This is a genomic window from Acinetobacter sp. F16 (assembly GCF_052712855.1).
Window position 1 is genome coordinate 23,479 of the sequence record NZ_JBRATK010000017.1, and the last position, 17,705, is coordinate 41,183.

Here is a 17,705-nt window from a genome sequence, read left to right on the forward strand (position 1 = left end):
GGCTATAGTGGTGGCGCATTTAGAATCGCTTCTTTTGATCCTGGCAAGCCGGGTTGAGATTCTGGAATGGTTTCCAGACCTTCAATCTTGATGACAGTCCCTGTTTGATCGAAGTAAATTCTTAAATGTTGACCCTGAGCAGCTGGGATTTTGGCTTTTTTAGCGTAAGTTCCTGGTGTATAGTTGTAGATGTAGTCCCAACGTAAAGGATTCATTGGATCTGAAACTGTAGGGCTTCCCAGCAAGAATCGGACTTGTTGGTGACTCATACCGACTTGAATTTTTGAAGCTTGTGCTTGAGTTAATGGCGTCCCTTGCGGAATATCAACTTTATAAACGCCCAAGGTCGAACAGCCTGCGAGCAGTGAAGTGACGAACAACGTCAACATGATTTTTTGCATTTTGCTACACTATCCCAAATTAATTATGATGCATTTGATCCACGGATAGATCATACTGCATCTAAACTTTGTTGCATATTCCAACTTTAAATTTGTTGAGAGACCTTTTTACATGCCTATTTCAAATCAAGATTTACGCAAAGCTGGACTTAAAGTTACGCTTCCACGAATAAAAATATTGGAATTACTAGAAAATTCAAGACAACACCATTTAAGCGCAGAAGACATTTATAAAACTTTACTTGAACAAGGTGAAGATGTCGGTTTAGCAACTGTGTATCGCGTGTTAACACAATTTGAAGCTGCGGGGATTATTCAACGTCATCATTTTGAAAATAATCATTCCGTTTTCGAAATTATGCAAGAAGATCACCATGATCATATTGTGTGCCTGAATTGCAGCAAAGTCGTTGAATTTACAAATGATGTAATTGAAACTCAGCAACATGAAGTGGCTGAAAAATATGGCTTTACTTTGACTGGTCACTCTTTAAATCTTTATGGTTATTGTGATGCAGCTGAATGCCAAGAAGCATTACGCAAAAAATAATACTGACTTAGAATCAGTCAAAAAACAGGCTTCTTTTGAAGCCTGTTTTTTTTCATTTAAATCTGAACGTTAAGCCTGACCATCAAAGGTGATGTTGCTGCTTGCATGCAATAAGCGATCGCCACCTTCTTCGGACAACTTGATTTGCAAACGAAGATCGTTAGGTGAGTCTGCATGTTTCAAGGCATCTTTATAGGTAATCTGTTTGGCTTTATACAAGTCAAACAAGGCCTGGTCAAAGGTTTGCATCCCCAGTTCACGTGAACGTTTCATCAACTCTTTAATTTCATGTACATCACCTTTACGGATCATGTCTGCAATTAACGGCGAGTTGATCAAAATTTCAATTGCTGCACGACGAGACTGCCCATCCACAGAAGGAATAAGTTGTTGCGCAACCACTGCTTTTAAGTTGAGTGACAAGTCCATAAACAATTGGTTATGACGGTCAGCATCAAAGAAGTGAATAATACGGTCAATCGCCTGATTGGCATTGTTGGCGTGCAGCGTGGCAAATACCAAGTGACCCGTTTCAGCAAAGGCAATCGCGTAATCCATGGTTTCGCGTGAACGAATCTCACCAATCAAGATGACGTCGGGTGCCTGACGCAGGGTGTTTTTCAAGGCAATTTCAAAAGAGTCGGTATCAATGCCCACTTCACGCTGGGTAATGATACAGCCCGCATGTTCATGAATAAATTCAATCGGGTCTTCAATGGTAATGATATGACCTTTTGAATTTTGGTTACGATAGCCAATAATGGATGCTAAAGAGGTCGATTTACCCGTACCTGTTGCACCCACAAACATAATGATGCCGCGCTTGGTCATCGCCAATTCTTTTAAAATAGGCGGTAACTTTAGCTCTTCCATCGTTGGAATAATGGTTTCGATACGACGCAATACCATACCGGGTTCATCGCGTTGTTGAAATGCACTGACACGGAAACGGGCAGTCTTGTCGCGGTTACTGATAGCGAAGTTACATTCGCGCGTTTCAGCAAATTCTTTACGCTGCTTTTCACTCATAATCGAGTTTAAAAGTTGCCCGACAATTTCGCCAGTCAGCTTGGTCTTTGCAATTGGAACAATCTGGCCATTAATTTTCATGGACGGTTCAACATCGGCAGTAATAAACAAGTCGGATGCCTGCTGTTGAATCATCAAATTCAGTAAGTCGTTAAAATCCATAATAAGATCCTAAATCCGTTTAAACTTATAAGAATGATTCTGGTTGTTTTGCCATGGTGCGCGCAGTTTGCGGGCTGATAATGCCTTTAGCGACCAGCGTTTTCAGGCTTTGATCCAGCGTAGTCATACCGTAGTTGGCACCGGTTTGAATGGCAGAATACATTTGAGCCACTTTGTTTTCACGGATCAGGTTACGGATGGCAGGAATACCGATCATGATTTCATGTGCTGCGACACGACCGCCACCATTTTTCTTCAATAATGTTTGAGAAATTACAGCTTGTAATGATTCAGACAACATGGCACGAACCATGTCTTTTTCTTCTGCCGGGAATACGTCAATCACACGGTCAATGGTTTTTGCCGCAGAGGTGGTATGTAGTGTACCGAAGACCAAGTGACCCGTTTCCGCAGCAGTCAATGCCAAACGGATGGTTTCAAGGTCACGCATCTCACCGACCAGAATGATGTCAGGGTCTTCACGCAGCGCTGAACGTAATGCTTCGTTAAAGCCATGCGTGTCACGATGCACTTCACGTTGGTTAATCAAACATTTTTTCGATTCGTGTACAAATTCGATTGGATCTTCGACCGTCAAAATATGGTCATAACGGTTATCGTTAATATAGTCGATCATTGCAGCAAGCGTGGTCGATTTACCCGAACCTGTAGGTCCAGTCACTAACACGATCCCGCGTGGGAAATTACAAATATCCTTGAAAATTTGGCCCATGCCCAGGTCTTCAATAGTCAGTACTTTTGAGGGAATGGTACGGAATACTGCACCTGCACCGCGGTTCTGGTTAAATGCGTTGACACGGAAACGCGCCACACCCGGTACTTCAAAAGAAAAGTCAGTTTCAAGTTTTTCTTCAAAATCACGACGCTGTTTATCGTTCATGATGTCATACACAAGTTTGTGTACTTCTTTATGTTCTAAAGCGGGTAAGTTGATACGACGGACTTCGCCATCGACACGGATGAGTGGTGGCATACCTGCCGATAAGTGTAAGTCTGACGCCCCATTTTTAGCTGAAAAGGCTAAAAGTTCAGTGATGTCCATAATTTCCCCGAGATCATTTAAATGTTATTTATTTTGTTAGAATAATAAGGCTTTCCCAGAGCTTAACCAACAGTTAGTTTAAAGGGAAAGTAAAAAAAGATGAATGAAAGTGAGAACCTTGTCAATGAATAGTCTTCAAGCGTCACGAAATAAAGTTTTACAGCAAATTGAAGATGCCTGTAAACAGGCCCAGCGTGAGCCGGAAAGCGTACAGTTACTGGCTGTTTCGAAGACTCATCCAAGTGAGTCCTTACGCGAAATGTACCAAACCGGGCAGCGTGCATTTGGTGAAAATTATTTGCAAGAGGCCTTGGATAAAATTGAAAATTTAAATGATTTGGATATCGAATGGCATTTTATTGGCCATGTTCAGCGCAATAAAACCAAGCATTTGGCTGCAAGTTTTGCCTGGGTGCATGGGGTAGATCGTTTAATTATTGCCGAGCGTTTATCCAGTCAGCGCGAAGCATCTCAAGTACCGCTAAATATCTGTTTACAAGTCAATATTGATGCACAGGACAGCAAAGATGGATGTCAGCCGAATGAAGTGGCGGAATTGGTGAAAAGTATTAGCCAGTTGCCACAGCTAAAATTGCGTGGCTTGATGGTGATTCCAGCACCGAATAATACCCAAGCTTTTAGCGATGCCAAGAAGTTATTTGAAACAGTGAAATCTGAACATGCGCATCCTGAAGACTGGGATACTTTAAGCATGGGCATGTCAGGGGACATGACCGAGGCGATTGCTGCAGGTTCAACCATGGTGCGGGTGGGAACAGCCTTGTTCGGCGCGCGGGATTATTCCAATTAAACCATATTCAGCTCCATTTTTTATTGTTTTGAAAACTGAACTTTAGGGTTCAGTTTTTGTTTTAAAAATTGAACTTTCCACTAAAGTTGAGTACAAGAAGAAGCAGCTAAAGGAATAATCTGTATAAAAACCATTGATTCGACCAAGGAAATAGGCAAGTTTATGGCGGCATATTATCAACTCATCGGGCGAGATACCGATACCACCGGAAAAGTCACGGCGCATTATCAATCAACAATACTGGCCCAAGGTGCATGGAATGAACATGAACAGCATATGGCACCGGCGACCGGAATTATCTGTGCGGAATTGGAACGGTTTTCACCACGTAGTGATATGCGCATTGGCCGGGTCAGTTTGGATATTTTAGGTCTGATTCCTGCAGGTGAGTTTAGTATCAACACCCAAGTGATTCGCCCGGGCAAGACCATTGAGCTGATTGAATCAGAAATGATGGCTGGGGGTAAAACCTGTGTGGTCGCAAGAACCTGGCGCATGATGACCCAAAATAGCCAGTTGATAAAAGGTCTGGAAGATGCTGATGCTGCTGGCCCTGAAAATGCCCCGATCTGGGAAGGGATTCGTCAGTGGCCGGGTGGATATATTCAGTCCATCGAAGCAAGAAGTCATGAGCGTTGTGCAGGTAAGGGGATTGTCTGGTTGCGAACACCGCATGACATGATTGAAGGTGAACCGACCAGCGATTTTGTTCGCTTGATGGGTATGGTGGATACGGCCAATGGTATTGTGCCACGTCAAGACTGGCCATTTAGCTGGGGCTTTCCTAATCTGGATTTGCAGATCCATATGCACCGTTTACCGCAAGGTCAGTGGCTGGGTTTGGAAACCGTACAGCAGTATGGGGACGACGGCATTGGCCTGACCAGTTCTGTGTTGCATGATATTTGTGGGCCATTCGGGCGCAGTGAGCAGATTTTGACCCTGCGTCCTATGACATAAATCATAGATTGTTTGCTAATAAAAAAGCCTAGGGGCATTTTTCTAGGCTTTTTTATTAAGTCTGGATTTTTAATTAACCCACCACCTGAATGGTACTGGCACCTGCACCCAACGGTTTCACCTGAATTTGTACCGGAATACGTTCGTGCATTTCCTGAATATGAGAGATCAGCACTACTTTGCGCCCTTGGCTTTGTAATTGATCCAAGGCATTCATCACCATATATAAAGAAGATGCATCTAAAGTTCCAAAACCTTCATCAATAAATAGCGATTCGATTTTCATTGAACCTGACGCCATATTGGCAATGGCCAAAGACAAGGCCAGGGCAGTCAGGAAGGATTCACCGCCAGAAAGAGAGGAGACTGAACGGGTTTCACCATCCATGTCATGATCAACAATCGCGAGGCTTAACGAGTGATCCAGACGCTTGAGGGTATAACGCTGCGACAATAGGGTAAGTTGCTGATTGGCATGTTCAACCAGAATATCGAGATTGTATTGCTGTGCATAATCACGGAAATCTTTGCCTTTTGCATCGCCAATCAGGCCTGAAATTTTGCCCCAGCGATGTTCCTGTTGCTGAATGTTTTGAATCTGATCGGCATATTTTTGTAGTTTGTGTACATTTTGCTGATGCACTTCAAGTTTTAAATTGAGCTGGTCATACACATCTCGTTGGGCTTTTAATACCGCGAGATGCTGCTCTAATCGCTGTTGTAATACGGTGAAATCGCAGTCAGGCTGTAATTTTAAATGTTCAGCAAGTTGTCCATGCATGGTTTTTAAAGCCGATGATGCTTCATTCAGCATGCGTTCGGCTTGCTGGAGTTGCTGACGAATCTGGTGCTCTTGGATGCTATCAATGAGCAATAACTGGGTTAACTGATCCGCTTCAAAATCTGGATGCAGCGTTAACCATTGCTGAATTTCAATATCCGATTTTTCTTTGCTATCTATATGCTGTTGTTGCTGGACTTTAAGCTGGTTTAACTGATTCTTCTGCGTTTCAAAATTTTGACGTAATTGTTCAAACTGTTGTTTCAATTGAGCATAAGTGACTTGCTGTTGCTGGCGCTTTTGATCATGCGCTTTGAGCCATTCATTCGGCTTGTCTTGCTGTGTTCCGGTCATATCAAAAATAAGCGAACAGGCAATTTTACTATTCTGTTGTCCTTTTTCAGAAAGTTCAGTTACGGCATTTTGAGTTTCTTCAAGCTGCTTCAAAAGATAGCCAAGATCGGACTGCGCTTTTTGCAGTCCCTGTTGTTGTGCGCTTAAATCTGTATCGAGCTGTTGCAACTGTTGCAACTGTTTAAAGCGTTGCTGCAAATCCTGTTGAATTTGCTGCGCCGTATGCACAGTATGCTGTTGCCATGCCTGTTGTTGGGCTGAATTTAGGCAAGAGAAAACATCATTCACTTGAGTTTGCAAGGTCTGGGCAGACTCAAGCAAATGCTGTTGTTCCTGAATCTGATTAGATAATGACTGTTGATCTTTAGAGGCTTGAAGCAAGTTTGAAATCTGCTGTTCAGCCTGCTTTAAAGTCAGTTTGATTTGTGTTTGCGCTGCCAAAAATTCTTCATTCAGACGTTGCTGCGGCTGCTCTAAATCAAGCTGTAATGCAGCAAGTTTAAACAGCTGTTCTAATGCAATTTTTGTTGTTTCAAGTTTTGTTGCTAATTGCGTAATCGTCGTTTCAGTCTGGGTATATTTCGTCTGTAATTGGGTCAAACGAAGTTGCTGCTGTTGCCATATTTTAAATGTCGCTTGCTCAAGTTCAATAGCCTGTTGTTCTTGTTGCTGCTGTAGATTAAACAGGGTTTTAGAAATAACGCTTTGCTCTTCTTTATAAGGATGATGGGTGCTGCCACAGACCAGACACGCTTCACCAGACTGCAAGTTATCACGCAGCTGTTCAATATTTTCAGTATGCAACAAACGCTGTTGTTGTAAAAACTGTTGCAGTTTTTTACGCTCTAATTTTGCCGTTTGATAGTCTAGTTCTGCCTGCTGGGACTGATTTTGCTGTTGTTGCAAGCTGATGCTTAAAGTGTCTAACTGTGATTGAGCTGCGGTTTTTTCATGCTGCTCTGAAAACCATTGAGCCAGTCGTTGCTCGATCAAACTGAACTGATTGAGTTGTGCCAGTTGCTGTTCACGTTGCTGACGGATTGCTGCTAACTGTTGCTCTAATGCTGCAACATTTCCAAACTGTGAAATATGCTGCTCAAGCTGCTGTTGTTGCTGTGCAAAATTTTGTCGGGCAGTTGCAAGATTACCTAAACTATTTTCAATGTTTTGATAGTGCTGAATAAAGCGTTGCAGTTGCCCTAAGTGAACATCTAGACCGTGGTCTAAAGCTGAAAACTGGTGGCTATGTTGCAGTTGTTGCGTAATTGCAGCTTGCTTGTGTTCAAGCTGTTGAGCCTGTTGCACGCTTGCATTGAGTTGCTGTTCTAGGGGCTGCTTTTGAAGTTTCAGCTCATCCAGTTTGGCATTGGCTTTACGAAAGTCTTGTCCAATAAATTCACGTTCCAGAATACAGTGACGAACCTGCTGTAAGGCAGGGTCATGTTGCTGTTCAAATTCCTGGGTCATTTTGAGGGCAGTTTCAGCCTCTAGATAAATCTCTTTTTGGGCTTCGAATTGTGTTTCAAGCACTGAAAATTGCTGTTCAGACTGGGAGATTTTCGGGGCAAGTTGCTGTTGTGCCTGAATGCACTGCTGCTGCTGGAATACTACAGGACGGATACTGGAAAATATTTCCAAGCGTTGTAACTGCTCACGTTCTTTTGAGAGCTGCTGATGACTCAACTGCTGTGCATCAAAATGCTGTTGTTTAACGGCAATCTCTTGCTCAAGTTTATGTTTATGTTCAAACCATTGCTGTTGTAATTCAAGTCGGGTTTTTTCTTGCTCAAGTTGGGTGAGCTGTTTTTTTATTTGCAGATGTTGCTGTTGTAAGTCAACGAGTTCTTGATCCGAAATAAGATCAATATGACCTAACATTTCTTCGAGTTTTTTACGTTCTTTTTCAATATCTGCGGTTTTACGAAAAGCAATTTCACCAATTTTGGCAAAGATATTGGAGTTGGTTAAATATTCAAGTAAAGCGCCACGTTCATTGTCACGTGCTTTTAAAAATGCGGTCACTTCAGATTGAGCCAGTAAAACTGCCCGGGTAAATTGCTCAAAACTGAGCTGGGTGATTTTATGAATACTGGCATCCACTGCCTTGGCTTTATCCGCGATCACCACACCATCGGTTAAGCATTTTAAATGGCGTTGTACACTTTGTAATTTACCTGTGGCACTTTCACGTGCACGTTTAATTTCCCAACGCGCGAGATAATGTTTCTGATCCTGTGCCACAAAAACAAGTTCGGCAAAACCATGTCCGGTACCACGGCGAAGCACGGTTAAAGGGGAGTTAGTCAGCAATTCTGAACCATCCACATCGATCAGTTTGCCATCACTGCCTTTGAGCCGCGGCACCTGGTTAAACAGTGCCAGACACATGGCATCTAGAATTGTGGATTTGCCTGCACCAGTTTTGCCAATAATCGCAATTAACCCGGCATTGGCCAAAGGTTCACTTTCAAAATCAATAAAATGTTCACCAGCAAGAGATGCCAGATTTTTTATACGTATAGATAAAATTTTCATGGCACATCCCTAAAGCGTATTTTTATTTTCAAGTGAATGATGGGCTTCTTGAACCAGCGTTTGAAAATCTTTTAATACCGCATCATCTTGCACATAACCTTTATTCTGCCAAATTTGTTCAAACAGTTTCTCTGGCGTTGGCGGTTCTAGCTGAATTTTTGTCGCATTATTTTGTATTGCAAGATTTTTGTATTGACGTGAAATTTTTACCAGACGATAGCGGTTTTTAGGCAAGGCATCTTCAAATTTTTGTCTTAAATTAGGTAGTGGAGGCGTGTCGGTATGATATTCAATATCGATGTATTCACGTTGATCAATATTGGTAATTTCACCGCTGGCGAGCGCTTTGAGCTGTGCAAATACTTCATTCAATTCACCCCGAATCCGGTGCAGTTGAATACTGCGTGGAATGGGTAATGCTTCAAATTGAAAAGCAGTTTGATCAGCTTTGGAAGGCTCAATTTTGACTTCAACCACTTGGTGCTTGTAATTAATTTCACTGAAAGATAAAGGAATTGGTGAGCCGCTATAGCGAATATGCGGATGCTGAACTTTTTGTGGTTTATGCAAATGTCCAAGCGCCACATAATCAATCACATCATCAAATAACGCGGTAGACAGCGCTTCTTCATTGCCAATAATAATCGGACGTTCAGAATCGGAAGTTTCACCGCCTTGCATATGCGCATGCGACATTAAAATCAGCGCTTGATCATCCGTTTTACGTTTTTTGGCTTCGCTAATCAGTTGCTGGTGCAAATAGGCAATCGCATTTTGGCTATTGGTGGTGTGCTCATTAAAACCGGTAATTTCCGCAGCACGTAAAAAGGGCAGGCTTAAACACCACGCTACAATATTTTTATCAAGGTCATAAATCGGCAGCAGTAAACGGTCGAGATCTAAAGTCTTATCTTCCTTCCAGCGCACCACACCAACCGTTCTGGCATTGTATTTTTCCAGTAAGGGTTCGACCTGTTCAATGCGATAACCTGAATCATGATTACCTGCAATCATCAGCGTTTGCATATGCGGGGCAAGTTCATGCGCATCGGCTAAAAATTGGTAAAGCTGTTTTTGTGCGGCAGATGCAGGATTGATCACATCAAAAATATCGCCTGCAATCAGTAGGGCATTCGGTTGTTTTTGTTTGATTTGTTCAAGCAACCAGCTTAGAAACTGTTCATGTTCATACTGGCGTGAATGGTTGTAAAAAAATTGTCCCAAATGCCAATCTGATGTATGAAAAAAATGAACAGCCATATCGATGTACAATCCCTAAAATTTGCCCCGCATATACTATAGGCAAAACAGCAGCTTAATTACAGCGGAGTTTGCAAAACTTCTTTTTCATATTCTGCTATTTAAACCCAAATATACTGCAAGTAATTTATCTGTTATCAGTTGGATAAACTGAAAATCAATATCCATAAAAAAGCCCCGCTGAACTCAGACAGGGCGGTTAGGTGTTTACTTTTACATCAATCTTTAAAATGCACCGGAATCCACTGATAGCTCTTACCGTCTTTAGAGTAAATATGTCCAATGCCCGGGAAAGGTAAATGCGGTGCAGCGACAGTCTGTCCATTTCTAGCCAATCGTGCAAACTGCGCTAAACGTGTTTGCACCGCTTTTTTCGGATCTACATCAAAATCAATGGCAGTTTCAGGTTGATCAAACTGAATGCTATGTGAATGCACAATATCACCGACAAATACGATTTCTTCATTGCCAGACTTGAATGCAAAACTGAAATGTCCCGGTGTATGACCTGCCGTACTGATGACTTCAAAACCTTTAATTTTGTCACCTAATTTAAAGGTCTTAAAATGTTTTTTGGCTTGGTAGGGTTGAACAGCTTGCTGAATTTTCTCAACAGTTTGTTTGAATCTGGCCTGTTTATCTTGCGGTAATTTTACTGCCTGTTTGGGATCTAGCCAATAGTTTGCTTCCGCATCGGCAACATAGACCGTTGCATTTGGAAAGCTGGCGACACCTTTAGCACTGATGCCGCAAACATGATCCGGATGTAAATGGGTCAGTAAAATGGTATCGACTTGCTCTGGTTTATAACCCGCAGCAATAAGGTTTTTATGTACCGAGCCAAAATCTGGACCGTTACAACTGGATGCACCACTATCCACTAATACCAAGCTTGAGCCGGTATTGACCAGAAAAGCATTCACCGAGGTTTGCACACCTTTGGCCTGATCAGCATGATATTTCTTTAAGATTTGCGTCACTTCAGTTGCTGGAATGCCTTTAAACATAGATGGGTTTAAGTAGTTTGTGCCATCGAGTAGGGCAGTGATTTGGGTATTGCCCAATTGATGCTGATAAAAGCCAGCGACTTGTTTTTGTGGGGTGATGGTGGGTTCAGCAGCTTGAGTGGTGATGGCTACTGTGCTTAAGGTAAGAGCGAGGAAAAGTGGTTTTAGAGTTTTCATGGGATATTTATAAGTTTTGAAGGATGTATCTTTTTATCATATTTATACATGGTTTTTAAAAGTTTGATTGTAAGCTCCTTCTCCCTTTGGGAGAAGGTTGGGATGAGGGTGTTTTCCTTGTGATCATCAGAGATATTAGCCTTACTTTTGTCGGGGCAAAAGTAACAAAACCCTTCTGTTCGTTAGAGGGCACATCCGTGTACCCCTAACGAACGAGCGACATCCATGTCGCTGGGCATGTAAATTTATAACAGTTAATTTGAAGATTTAGCTCTACGCTCTAATCTTCTTCTACTTGCTTCATTAATTTGTGCAGGTAATGTATAAGTTTCAGTAAGTAATGCTTCAGTAAAATCTAAACAGTCTAAAGCTTCATCCTCCCCTGTAGTTCCATCATGAGCTGAATCATTGCCATCATGACGAATACAATGTGCTAGATCTTTTAATCGTTTTGGAATTTTGTCTTGATCAATTAAAAAATCAATTCGATTAGCTAATTTATTTCTTTGTTCTTTATTCGGTTGTTGCTCAGAGGTTTGATTTTCTTCTAACCATTTTTCTAATAAATCTTTAGTGACAAGGTCTAGGCATAATCTAAACATAGAGCCACTCGCAACAAAACAACTCATTGCAAGACATTTAGTAGCTTCATCAAATATATTTTTTATATTTGTAGGTATGATGTGTGCTGAGAAAACAGGAGGTTTTAACTTGGTAAACTATAGACACTCATCAGGAGTTTACCATGAGCAAGAAACAGAAGACTTACACCGCAGAATTTAAAGTTGAAGCAATAAAATTGATTGAAGCCAATCAAGGCAATGTATCGGAAACAGCCAGACAACTTGGCATTTCAATGCAAACTCTTTCAAATTGGAATAATAAAGCAAAGACTGGCACCTTAGCAGGCACTAAACAATATTCACCTGATCTAAATGCCTTACTCGAAGAAAATAAAAAGCTCAAACAACAGCTCAAAACAGCTGAAATGGAACGTGAATTTCTAAAAAAGGCAGCAGCGTACTTTGCGAAAGAAAGTCAGTAAGGTACGCCTATATGAAACAGCAAAGACATTTATTCCCGATTAGCTTTATGGCTAGATTACTTCACGTTTCAGTGTCACAATTTTATGATTGGCTAAAACGAGGCATGAATAAAAGATTGGTTCAGCGAAATCAACAGACAATTTTGGTCAAAATAGCTCATGAGGAAACTAAACAAAGCTATGGCTATATTCGATTAACTAAGCATTTACAAGCGCAAGGTATCAAAATCAGTACGTATGCTGTACGTCAAATAAAAAAGCTCAACCAGCTGTATTGTAAGCGTCATAAGCGTTTCAAAAGAACTACGAAGAGTGATCATAATCGAGTGATCTACACAAATTTACTAGAGCAACAGTTTTCAATGACTAAGCCCAATCTTGCATGGTCAAGCGATATTACATACATTTGGACTGCTGAAGGTTGGTTATACTTGGCAGCAGTAAAAGACCTGTACACGAAACAAGTGGTTGGCTATAGCTTAAATGAGCGTATGACCGCACAACTTGTTTGCAATGCACTGACTATGGCGATTCGTAATCAAAAACCAACGAAAGGCTTAATTGTTCATTCGGACAGAGGCAGCCAATATTGCAGCCATGAATATCGAAAGATACTGGAAAAATGTGATTTTCAAGGTTCAATGAGCAAACGTGGGGACTGTTACGATAATGCACCGATTGAAAGTTTCTGGGGCATACTCAAGAATGAATTAGTGCATCATTGCAACTATAAAACCAGAGATGAAGCTAAAGCAGATATTACAAAATACATTGTGTTATTTTATAATCAGCGAAGAATTCAAAAGAGTTTGGATTTTAAAACGCCAAATCAAATAGCAGAGAACTTTTATCGGTTAGCTGCCTAGCATATCCCAAGTGAAAGTCTCCTGCTAATTCAGCACATATCATAAAAGTTAAAGTAATAAAAAAAGCCCCTACATCAGTAGAGGCTTTTTTATCTAAGATTTTTAAATCTTAAGAAACTTTATCGCCCGGTTTAGCACCAGATTCAGGTGAAATCATCCAAACACCTTCGCCATTACCAGCTGCAAGCACCATACCGTTAGAAATGCCAAAACGCATTTTACGCGGCGCAAGGTTTGCAACCATCACCACCAATTTACCTTTTAGGTCTTGAGGCTCATAGAACTCACGGATCCCACTGAATACATTACGTGGTTCAGCTTCACCGACATTTAAAGTCAATTGAAGCAGTTTGTCAGAACCTTCAACGTGAGCCGCTTCTAAAACCTCAGCAACACGTAAGTCAACTTTTACAAAGTCATCAATCGTTATGATTTCAGCTTCACCGACTTTCGGTTCAGCTTTCTTCTCTTTGGCTTTCTCTTTTTTCTTCTCGGCTTTTGCAGGTTCTGCAGCAGGGGCAGCTAGAGAGTCTTTGGATGCATCGACCATTGCAGCAACAGCTTTAGGGTCTACACGTTGCATGAGTGGTTGGAACAATGCAATTTCATGACCCACTAGAATTGTTTCGCGAGAAGAAAAATCGAAGCTTTCAAGTTGCAAGAAATCTTGAACCTGTTGAGCCAAAGTTGGCAATACAGGCGCTAAATACACTGCTAATTGACGGAACAGGTTGATTCCCACAGAACATACATCATGAACCTGTTGTTCCTGACCTTCCTGTTTCGCAAGTGCCCAAGGCTTTTTCTCATCGATGTACTGGTTGGCTTTATCTGCAAGCGCCATGATTTCACGAATCGCAGCAGAGAATTCACGTGCTTCATAAGCCTGAGCAATTGAGCTACCGGCATCAATAAAGCTTTGTACCAATTCAGGTTCAGTACATGTCACACTTAACTTGTTATCAAATTTGGTGTTGATGAATTTTGCACAGCGACTGGCAATATTCACGACTTTACCGACTAGGTCTGAATTCACTTTTTGTACAAAGTCATCCAGATTTAAGTCTGAATCTTCAACTTTGTCAGAAAGTTTCGACGCGAAGTAATAGCGTAGATATTCAGGATTTAAATGCTCTAAATAGGTTTCAGCTTTAATGAAGGTACCGCGAGATTTCGACATCTTCTGACCGTTTACAGTCAAGAAACCATTCACGAACAAGCCAGATGGCGTACGGTAGTTTGCGCCTTCAAGCATTGCCGGCCAGAACAATGCGTGGAAATATACGATGTCTTTACCAATGAAGTGATACACCTCATTTTTAGAATCTTTTTTCCAGTAATCATCAAAGCTGAGTTCTGGACGCTTGGTTTTAATATAATTCTCAAAACTAGACATATAACCAATTGGCGCATCTACCCAAACGTAAAAGTATTTGTTTGGCGCATCTGGAATTTCAAAACCGAAATATGGCGCATCACGAGAGATATCCCAGTCATTTAAGCCGGCTTCAAACCATTCATCCAGTTTGTTCGCGATAGATACAGGCAAACGACCTTCATCACGGGTCCATTTTTGCAGGTATTCAGCAAAATTTGGCAGTTTAAAGAAGTAATGGTCTGATGATTTTTCAACAGGCGCAGCACCACTTAAAGTCGATTTTGGATTCAGCAATTCTGTTGCATTATAGGTTGCGCCGCAAACTTCACATGAGTCGCCGTATTGATCTTCCGCTTTACATTTCGGGCAGGTGCCTTTAATGAAACGATCTGACAAGAACATGCCTTTTTCAGGATCGAATAACTGTTTTACAGGACGCACTGCAATGTTATTTGCTTCACGGTTTTTGATGTAAATCTCAGACGAGCGATTTTTATTTTCTTCGCTGTTGGTTGAATCATAATGGTCAAAGTGAACACCGAAACCATCAAAGTCACGGATATGTTCTTTTTGCACATTGGCAATCTGTTGTTCCGGTGCAATACCATTGGCTTCAGCACGCAGCATGATGGCTGTGCCGTGAGCATCATCCGCACAGACATAAGTCACGTCATGACCCATTGCACGCATGGCACGAACCCAGATATCTGCCTGGATATAACCGAGTAAGTGACCCATATGGATTGGGCCATTGGCGTAAGGAAGGGCATTGGTGACTAGGATTTTACGCACGGATTCACTCTCTCATTCGTATTCATTATGCAATGGGCCATAATTTTACATGATGCAGAGGGGATTACAAAGAAATGCTTTAGCTGAAGCGCATCCAATCAAGCGACCGGAATATTCAAATACAGAATTCGATCTCATCCAATGAGCGACGATTAAACAATTGATTGAGTTACCTTAGCGCTACTTTGTGCCATCAATAGCAACAACATGTACAGGCTTTGTTGCAGTTTGCTTAATTCGCCCGCTTATTTAAATGCTTTGTGCTAAAAAATTGTCTGATAATTCTTATATACCTCAGGGAGGGTACTCATGAATCAGAATAACCAGACTAGTATTTCGAAGCAGAACCAAGATAAAGAACAACAGGCACGTGAACTGCATGACAAGATTGAAACAGAGCAAAAGCAGAACGAGATCGATAAACAGCACAAGCAAGAATATCAGGAAATACTAGAAGCCCAGAAGAACCATACTGATGAAAATTCTGACGCCAAGCAAAGCGCTCAGCCAAATGGCAAAGATGCAGACCAGCAAGACAATTCTGATCATACTCATTCTGATCATGCTCAAGAAGCTCAGTCAGGCAAGTCAGATCAAAAAACTGAAACCATCAAGATGGATGACTTAAAAGCCAAGGCAATCGCCATTGGTGAAGAACTGCTGAAAAAAGGCGAAAAGATTCTGAATGAGCTAAAAAATAGCAACTCAAACAGTCAGCAAAATGCTGGGCAGGGTTCAGATTCGAAAAATGCCAAATCTGATCAGGATAAATCGGGACAGTCAGATAAACACAATTCTAAACAGGGGCAGAATGGCCAGCAGGACCTTATGGCAAATTTAAAAGATGAGGCGCTGCATAAGTTTGAAGATACCAAACAGAAGATTACTGAGTTAGTGAGTGAAGCCAGTGTCAAACTCGGTGAACTTAGACAGATGGCGGCTGACACAATGAGCAAAATGAAGAAAGATGATCAAGCTCAGTCAGATGAATCAAAAAAGGATGATCAAAATGCTTCGTCGAAGGACAAGGACTCAGATCAAACTCATCAGAAAGATGATTCCAACAAGGATCATGATAAAAATGCTCAGTCTGAGCAACACAAGTCTGAGCAAAATAAAAATCATAAATAATGGTTTTAACTAAAAGGCCCCTTCAATCAGGACATGATTGAAGGGGCTAGAAAGTCCGAAAAATTCAAGATCGTTCCGATACCATCAAAACATGGTTCATCTGCATATCAGGCAATGTCTAAATCAAACGAACTGTTATTTAGTGGATATGACGTTGATTGAATCTCGCTTGGGATTCAATCGTTTGTTTTAGTATTTATTTGTGCTGTATTGAATACCTGTGATAATAGCCGCTTAAAGCAATATGCCAAGAGTGAAACCATGATTGATGAAGACGATTTTGATTACGACCAGCCGGTAACCCGAATTCCACAAAATCAGAATGCTCAGAACAAACTCGGGAAAGGCATTTTGCAAAACGCCGAGCAATATCTTCAGGAAATGTCTGCCGGTGAACATACCCATTTAATGCAAGCATTACATCAATATGCTCAAGTAGAAGCTTATTTTGATGTGCTTGCTGATGATCTGGATCAACCAGTCGATGCAAAATTTGCCAATGATGCCTTAAACCTGATTCATATCTGGAGCTTGATCAATCAACATGAAGACGATGTGGCAAGCTTCGATCTTTTAGATGTGATCAATACCTGTTATTTCCAGACTGAACTGTTTGAAGCCTTTGATGCTTTAGAGATTGATGCCGAAAATAAAGCGCAGCGCCGTCTGGTGATTCAAGAAGCGTTTAAACTGTATCAGATGCAGTGTTTTGCAGGCTGCATCCCGCTTTTGTATGCTCAACTGGAAGGTCTATTGACTGATGTCCTGATTGAACGTGGTTTCTTGAAACAGAACCAGACCAAATTTGTCGATGTTTATAAAATTGTGCCAGGTTTAAAAGGGCATGAAATAAAGAGCTTATGGCATAAGAGTAAAATTGCCTGTGAAATGAATATTTATTTTGCAGAATTGGCCGCTTATAAAATGGATAGCAGCTCAACCGTGACCATGACCCGTCATAATATTTTGCATGGTACAGATGTCAGCCATTTCAGCAAAGAACGCAATTTTATCTTATTTATCTGGCTGTTTTCGGTCGTGAGCTTTATGAGCACGCTTAGAAAATAATAAAATAAAGATCATTAAGTTGAATTTTGCTGATTTGAAATTTAACGAAGCAAAGCTCTGCAATGACCAACCCAATACACCATCCAAACACAGGATGGTGTATTTTTCTGGATGCACATTTTTCCTAAAGAAATGTTTAATGCACTCTATTTATGGGTATAGAGTTGTGGATATAGAGGAAATTAAAAGCACAACCAGTGAAAGGGAAGCTAACTAAATAGAAAGATGTGATGAGTTCAAATTCTCTACGAATGAATGAAATATAGAATCACTAGATTGGGGAGTTTTAAATAAGCAGAGAATAGAAACTTAAAAATAAAAGAACTTGCTCAGCA

The 17,705-nt window shown here is 41.2% G+C and carries 14 protein-coding genes; 6 read left to right on the forward strand and 8 right to left on the reverse strand.

Going from position 1 to position 17,705, the window contains the following annotated elements; all coding sequences use genetic code 11:
- Nucleotides 1–2: 2 nt before the first annotated feature.
- Nucleotides 3–401 carry an outer membrane protein assembly factor BamE gene (locus ACU0NF_RS10395; protein ID WP_131383984.1) on the reverse strand — a complete coding sequence of 133 codons (399 nt, stop codon included), beginning with the start codon at nt 399–401 and terminating at the stop codon, nt 3–5.
- Between the two features lie 112 nt (nt 402–513).
- Between ACU0NF_RS10395 and fur the strand changes: the two genes are divergently transcribed.
- Nucleotides 514–951, forward strand: a complete 438-nt coding sequence (fur, locus tag ACU0NF_RS10400) for a ferric iron uptake transcriptional regulator (protein ID WP_131383982.1) — start codon at nt 514–516, stop codon at nt 949–951.
- Nucleotides 952–1,020: 69 nt separating this feature from the next.
- On the opposite strand, the gene ACU0NF_RS10405 is transcribed toward fur, so the two are convergent.
- Together ACU0NF_RS10405 and ACU0NF_RS10410 are read right to left on the reverse strand one after the other, a co-directional pair.
- On the reverse strand, nt 1,021–2,142 hold the full coding sequence (locus tag ACU0NF_RS10405; protein ID WP_445661074.1) for a PilT/PilU family type 4a pilus ATPase: 1,122 nt from the start codon (nt 2,140–2,142) through the stop codon (nt 1,021–1,023).
- 25 nt (nt 2,143–2,167) lie between these two features.
- Nucleotides 2,168–3,205: a type IV pilus twitching motility protein PilT gene (locus ACU0NF_RS10410; RefSeq protein WP_067723908.1), complete on the reverse strand. Its 1,038-nt coding sequence runs from the start codon at nt 3,203–3,205 to the stop codon at nt 2,168–2,170.
- Between the two features lie 124 nt (nt 3,206–3,329).
- On the opposite strand from ACU0NF_RS10410, the gene ACU0NF_RS10415 reads away from it, so the two are divergent.
- Together ACU0NF_RS10415 and ACU0NF_RS10420 are read left to right on the forward strand one after the other, a co-directional pair.
- Nucleotides 3,330–4,016 (forward strand): YggS family pyridoxal phosphate-dependent enzyme, encoded by a 687-nt coding sequence (locus ACU0NF_RS10415; protein WP_445661075.1) that lies wholly within the window; start codon nt 3,330–3,332, stop codon nt 4,014–4,016.
- A gap of 162 nt (nt 4,017–4,178) precedes the next feature.
- Nucleotides 4,179–4,976, forward strand: coding sequence for a thioesterase family protein (locus tag ACU0NF_RS10420; RefSeq protein WP_445661076.1), 798 nt, complete (start codon nt 4,179–4,181; stop codon nt 4,974–4,976).
- 73 nt (nt 4,977–5,049) lie between these two features.
- Here the strand turns inward: ACU0NF_RS10420 and ACU0NF_RS10425 are convergent, their stop codons facing one another.
- The 4 genes from ACU0NF_RS10425 to ACU0NF_RS10440 form a co-directional block, all read right to left on the reverse strand.
- Nucleotides 5,050–8,646 carry an AAA family ATPase gene (locus ACU0NF_RS10425; RefSeq protein WP_445661077.1) on the reverse strand — a complete coding sequence of 1,199 codons (3,597 nt, stop codon included), beginning with the start codon at nt 8,644–8,646 and terminating at the stop codon, nt 5,050–5,052.
- Nucleotides 8,647–8,655: 9 nt separating this feature from the next.
- Nucleotides 8,656–9,906, reverse strand: a complete 1,251-nt coding sequence (locus ACU0NF_RS10430; RefSeq protein ID WP_445661078.1) for an exonuclease SbcCD subunit D C-terminal domain-containing protein — start codon at nt 9,904–9,906, stop codon at nt 8,656–8,658.
- A 218-nt stretch (nt 9,907–10,124) separates the two neighbouring features.
- A complete protein-coding gene (locus ACU0NF_RS10435) occupies nt 10,125–11,090 on the reverse strand; it encodes an MBL fold metallo-hydrolase (RefSeq protein ID WP_445661079.1) in 966 nt (321 codons plus the stop codon).
- Nucleotides 11,091–11,344: 254 nt separating this feature from the next.
- On the reverse strand, nt 11,345–11,773 hold the full coding sequence (locus tag ACU0NF_RS10440; RefSeq protein WP_445661095.1) for a DUF4145 domain-containing protein: 429 nt from the start codon (nt 11,771–11,773) through the stop codon (nt 11,345–11,347).
- 62 nt (nt 11,774–11,835) lie between these two features.
- Here ACU0NF_RS10440 and ACU0NF_RS10445 point away from each other — a divergent pair.
- Nucleotides 11,836–13,001, forward strand: a protein-coding gene (locus ACU0NF_RS10445) for an IS3-like element ISAba21 family transposase (RefSeq protein WP_445661080.1) whose coding sequence is annotated in 2 segments (ribosomal slippage) — nt 11,836–12,094 and nt 12,094–13,001 — 1,167 coding nt in all. Because the reading frame shifts where the segments join, the coding sequence is not laid out codon by codon here.
- A 109-nt stretch (nt 13,002–13,110) separates the two neighbouring features.
- Here the strand turns inward: ACU0NF_RS10445 and metG are convergent.
- Nucleotides 13,111–15,171 (reverse strand): methionine--tRNA ligase, encoded by a 2,061-nt coding sequence (metG, locus tag ACU0NF_RS10450; RefSeq protein WP_445661081.1) that lies wholly within the window; start codon nt 15,169–15,171, stop codon nt 13,111–13,113.
- Between the two features lie 309 nt (nt 15,172–15,480).
- On the opposite strand from metG, the gene ACU0NF_RS10455 reads away from it, so the two are divergent.
- Both ACU0NF_RS10455 and ACU0NF_RS10460 read left to right on the forward strand, forming a co-directional pair.
- Nucleotides 15,481–16,302: a hypothetical protein gene (locus tag ACU0NF_RS10455; RefSeq protein WP_445661082.1), complete on the forward strand. Its 822-nt coding sequence runs from the start codon at nt 15,481–15,483 to the stop codon at nt 16,300–16,302.
- 261 nt (nt 16,303–16,563) lie between these two features.
- Nucleotides 16,564–17,370, forward strand: a complete 807-nt coding sequence (locus ACU0NF_RS10460) for a hypothetical protein (RefSeq protein WP_445661096.1) — start codon at nt 16,564–16,566, stop codon at nt 17,368–17,370.
- Nucleotides 17,371–17,705 lie beyond the last annotated feature (335 nt).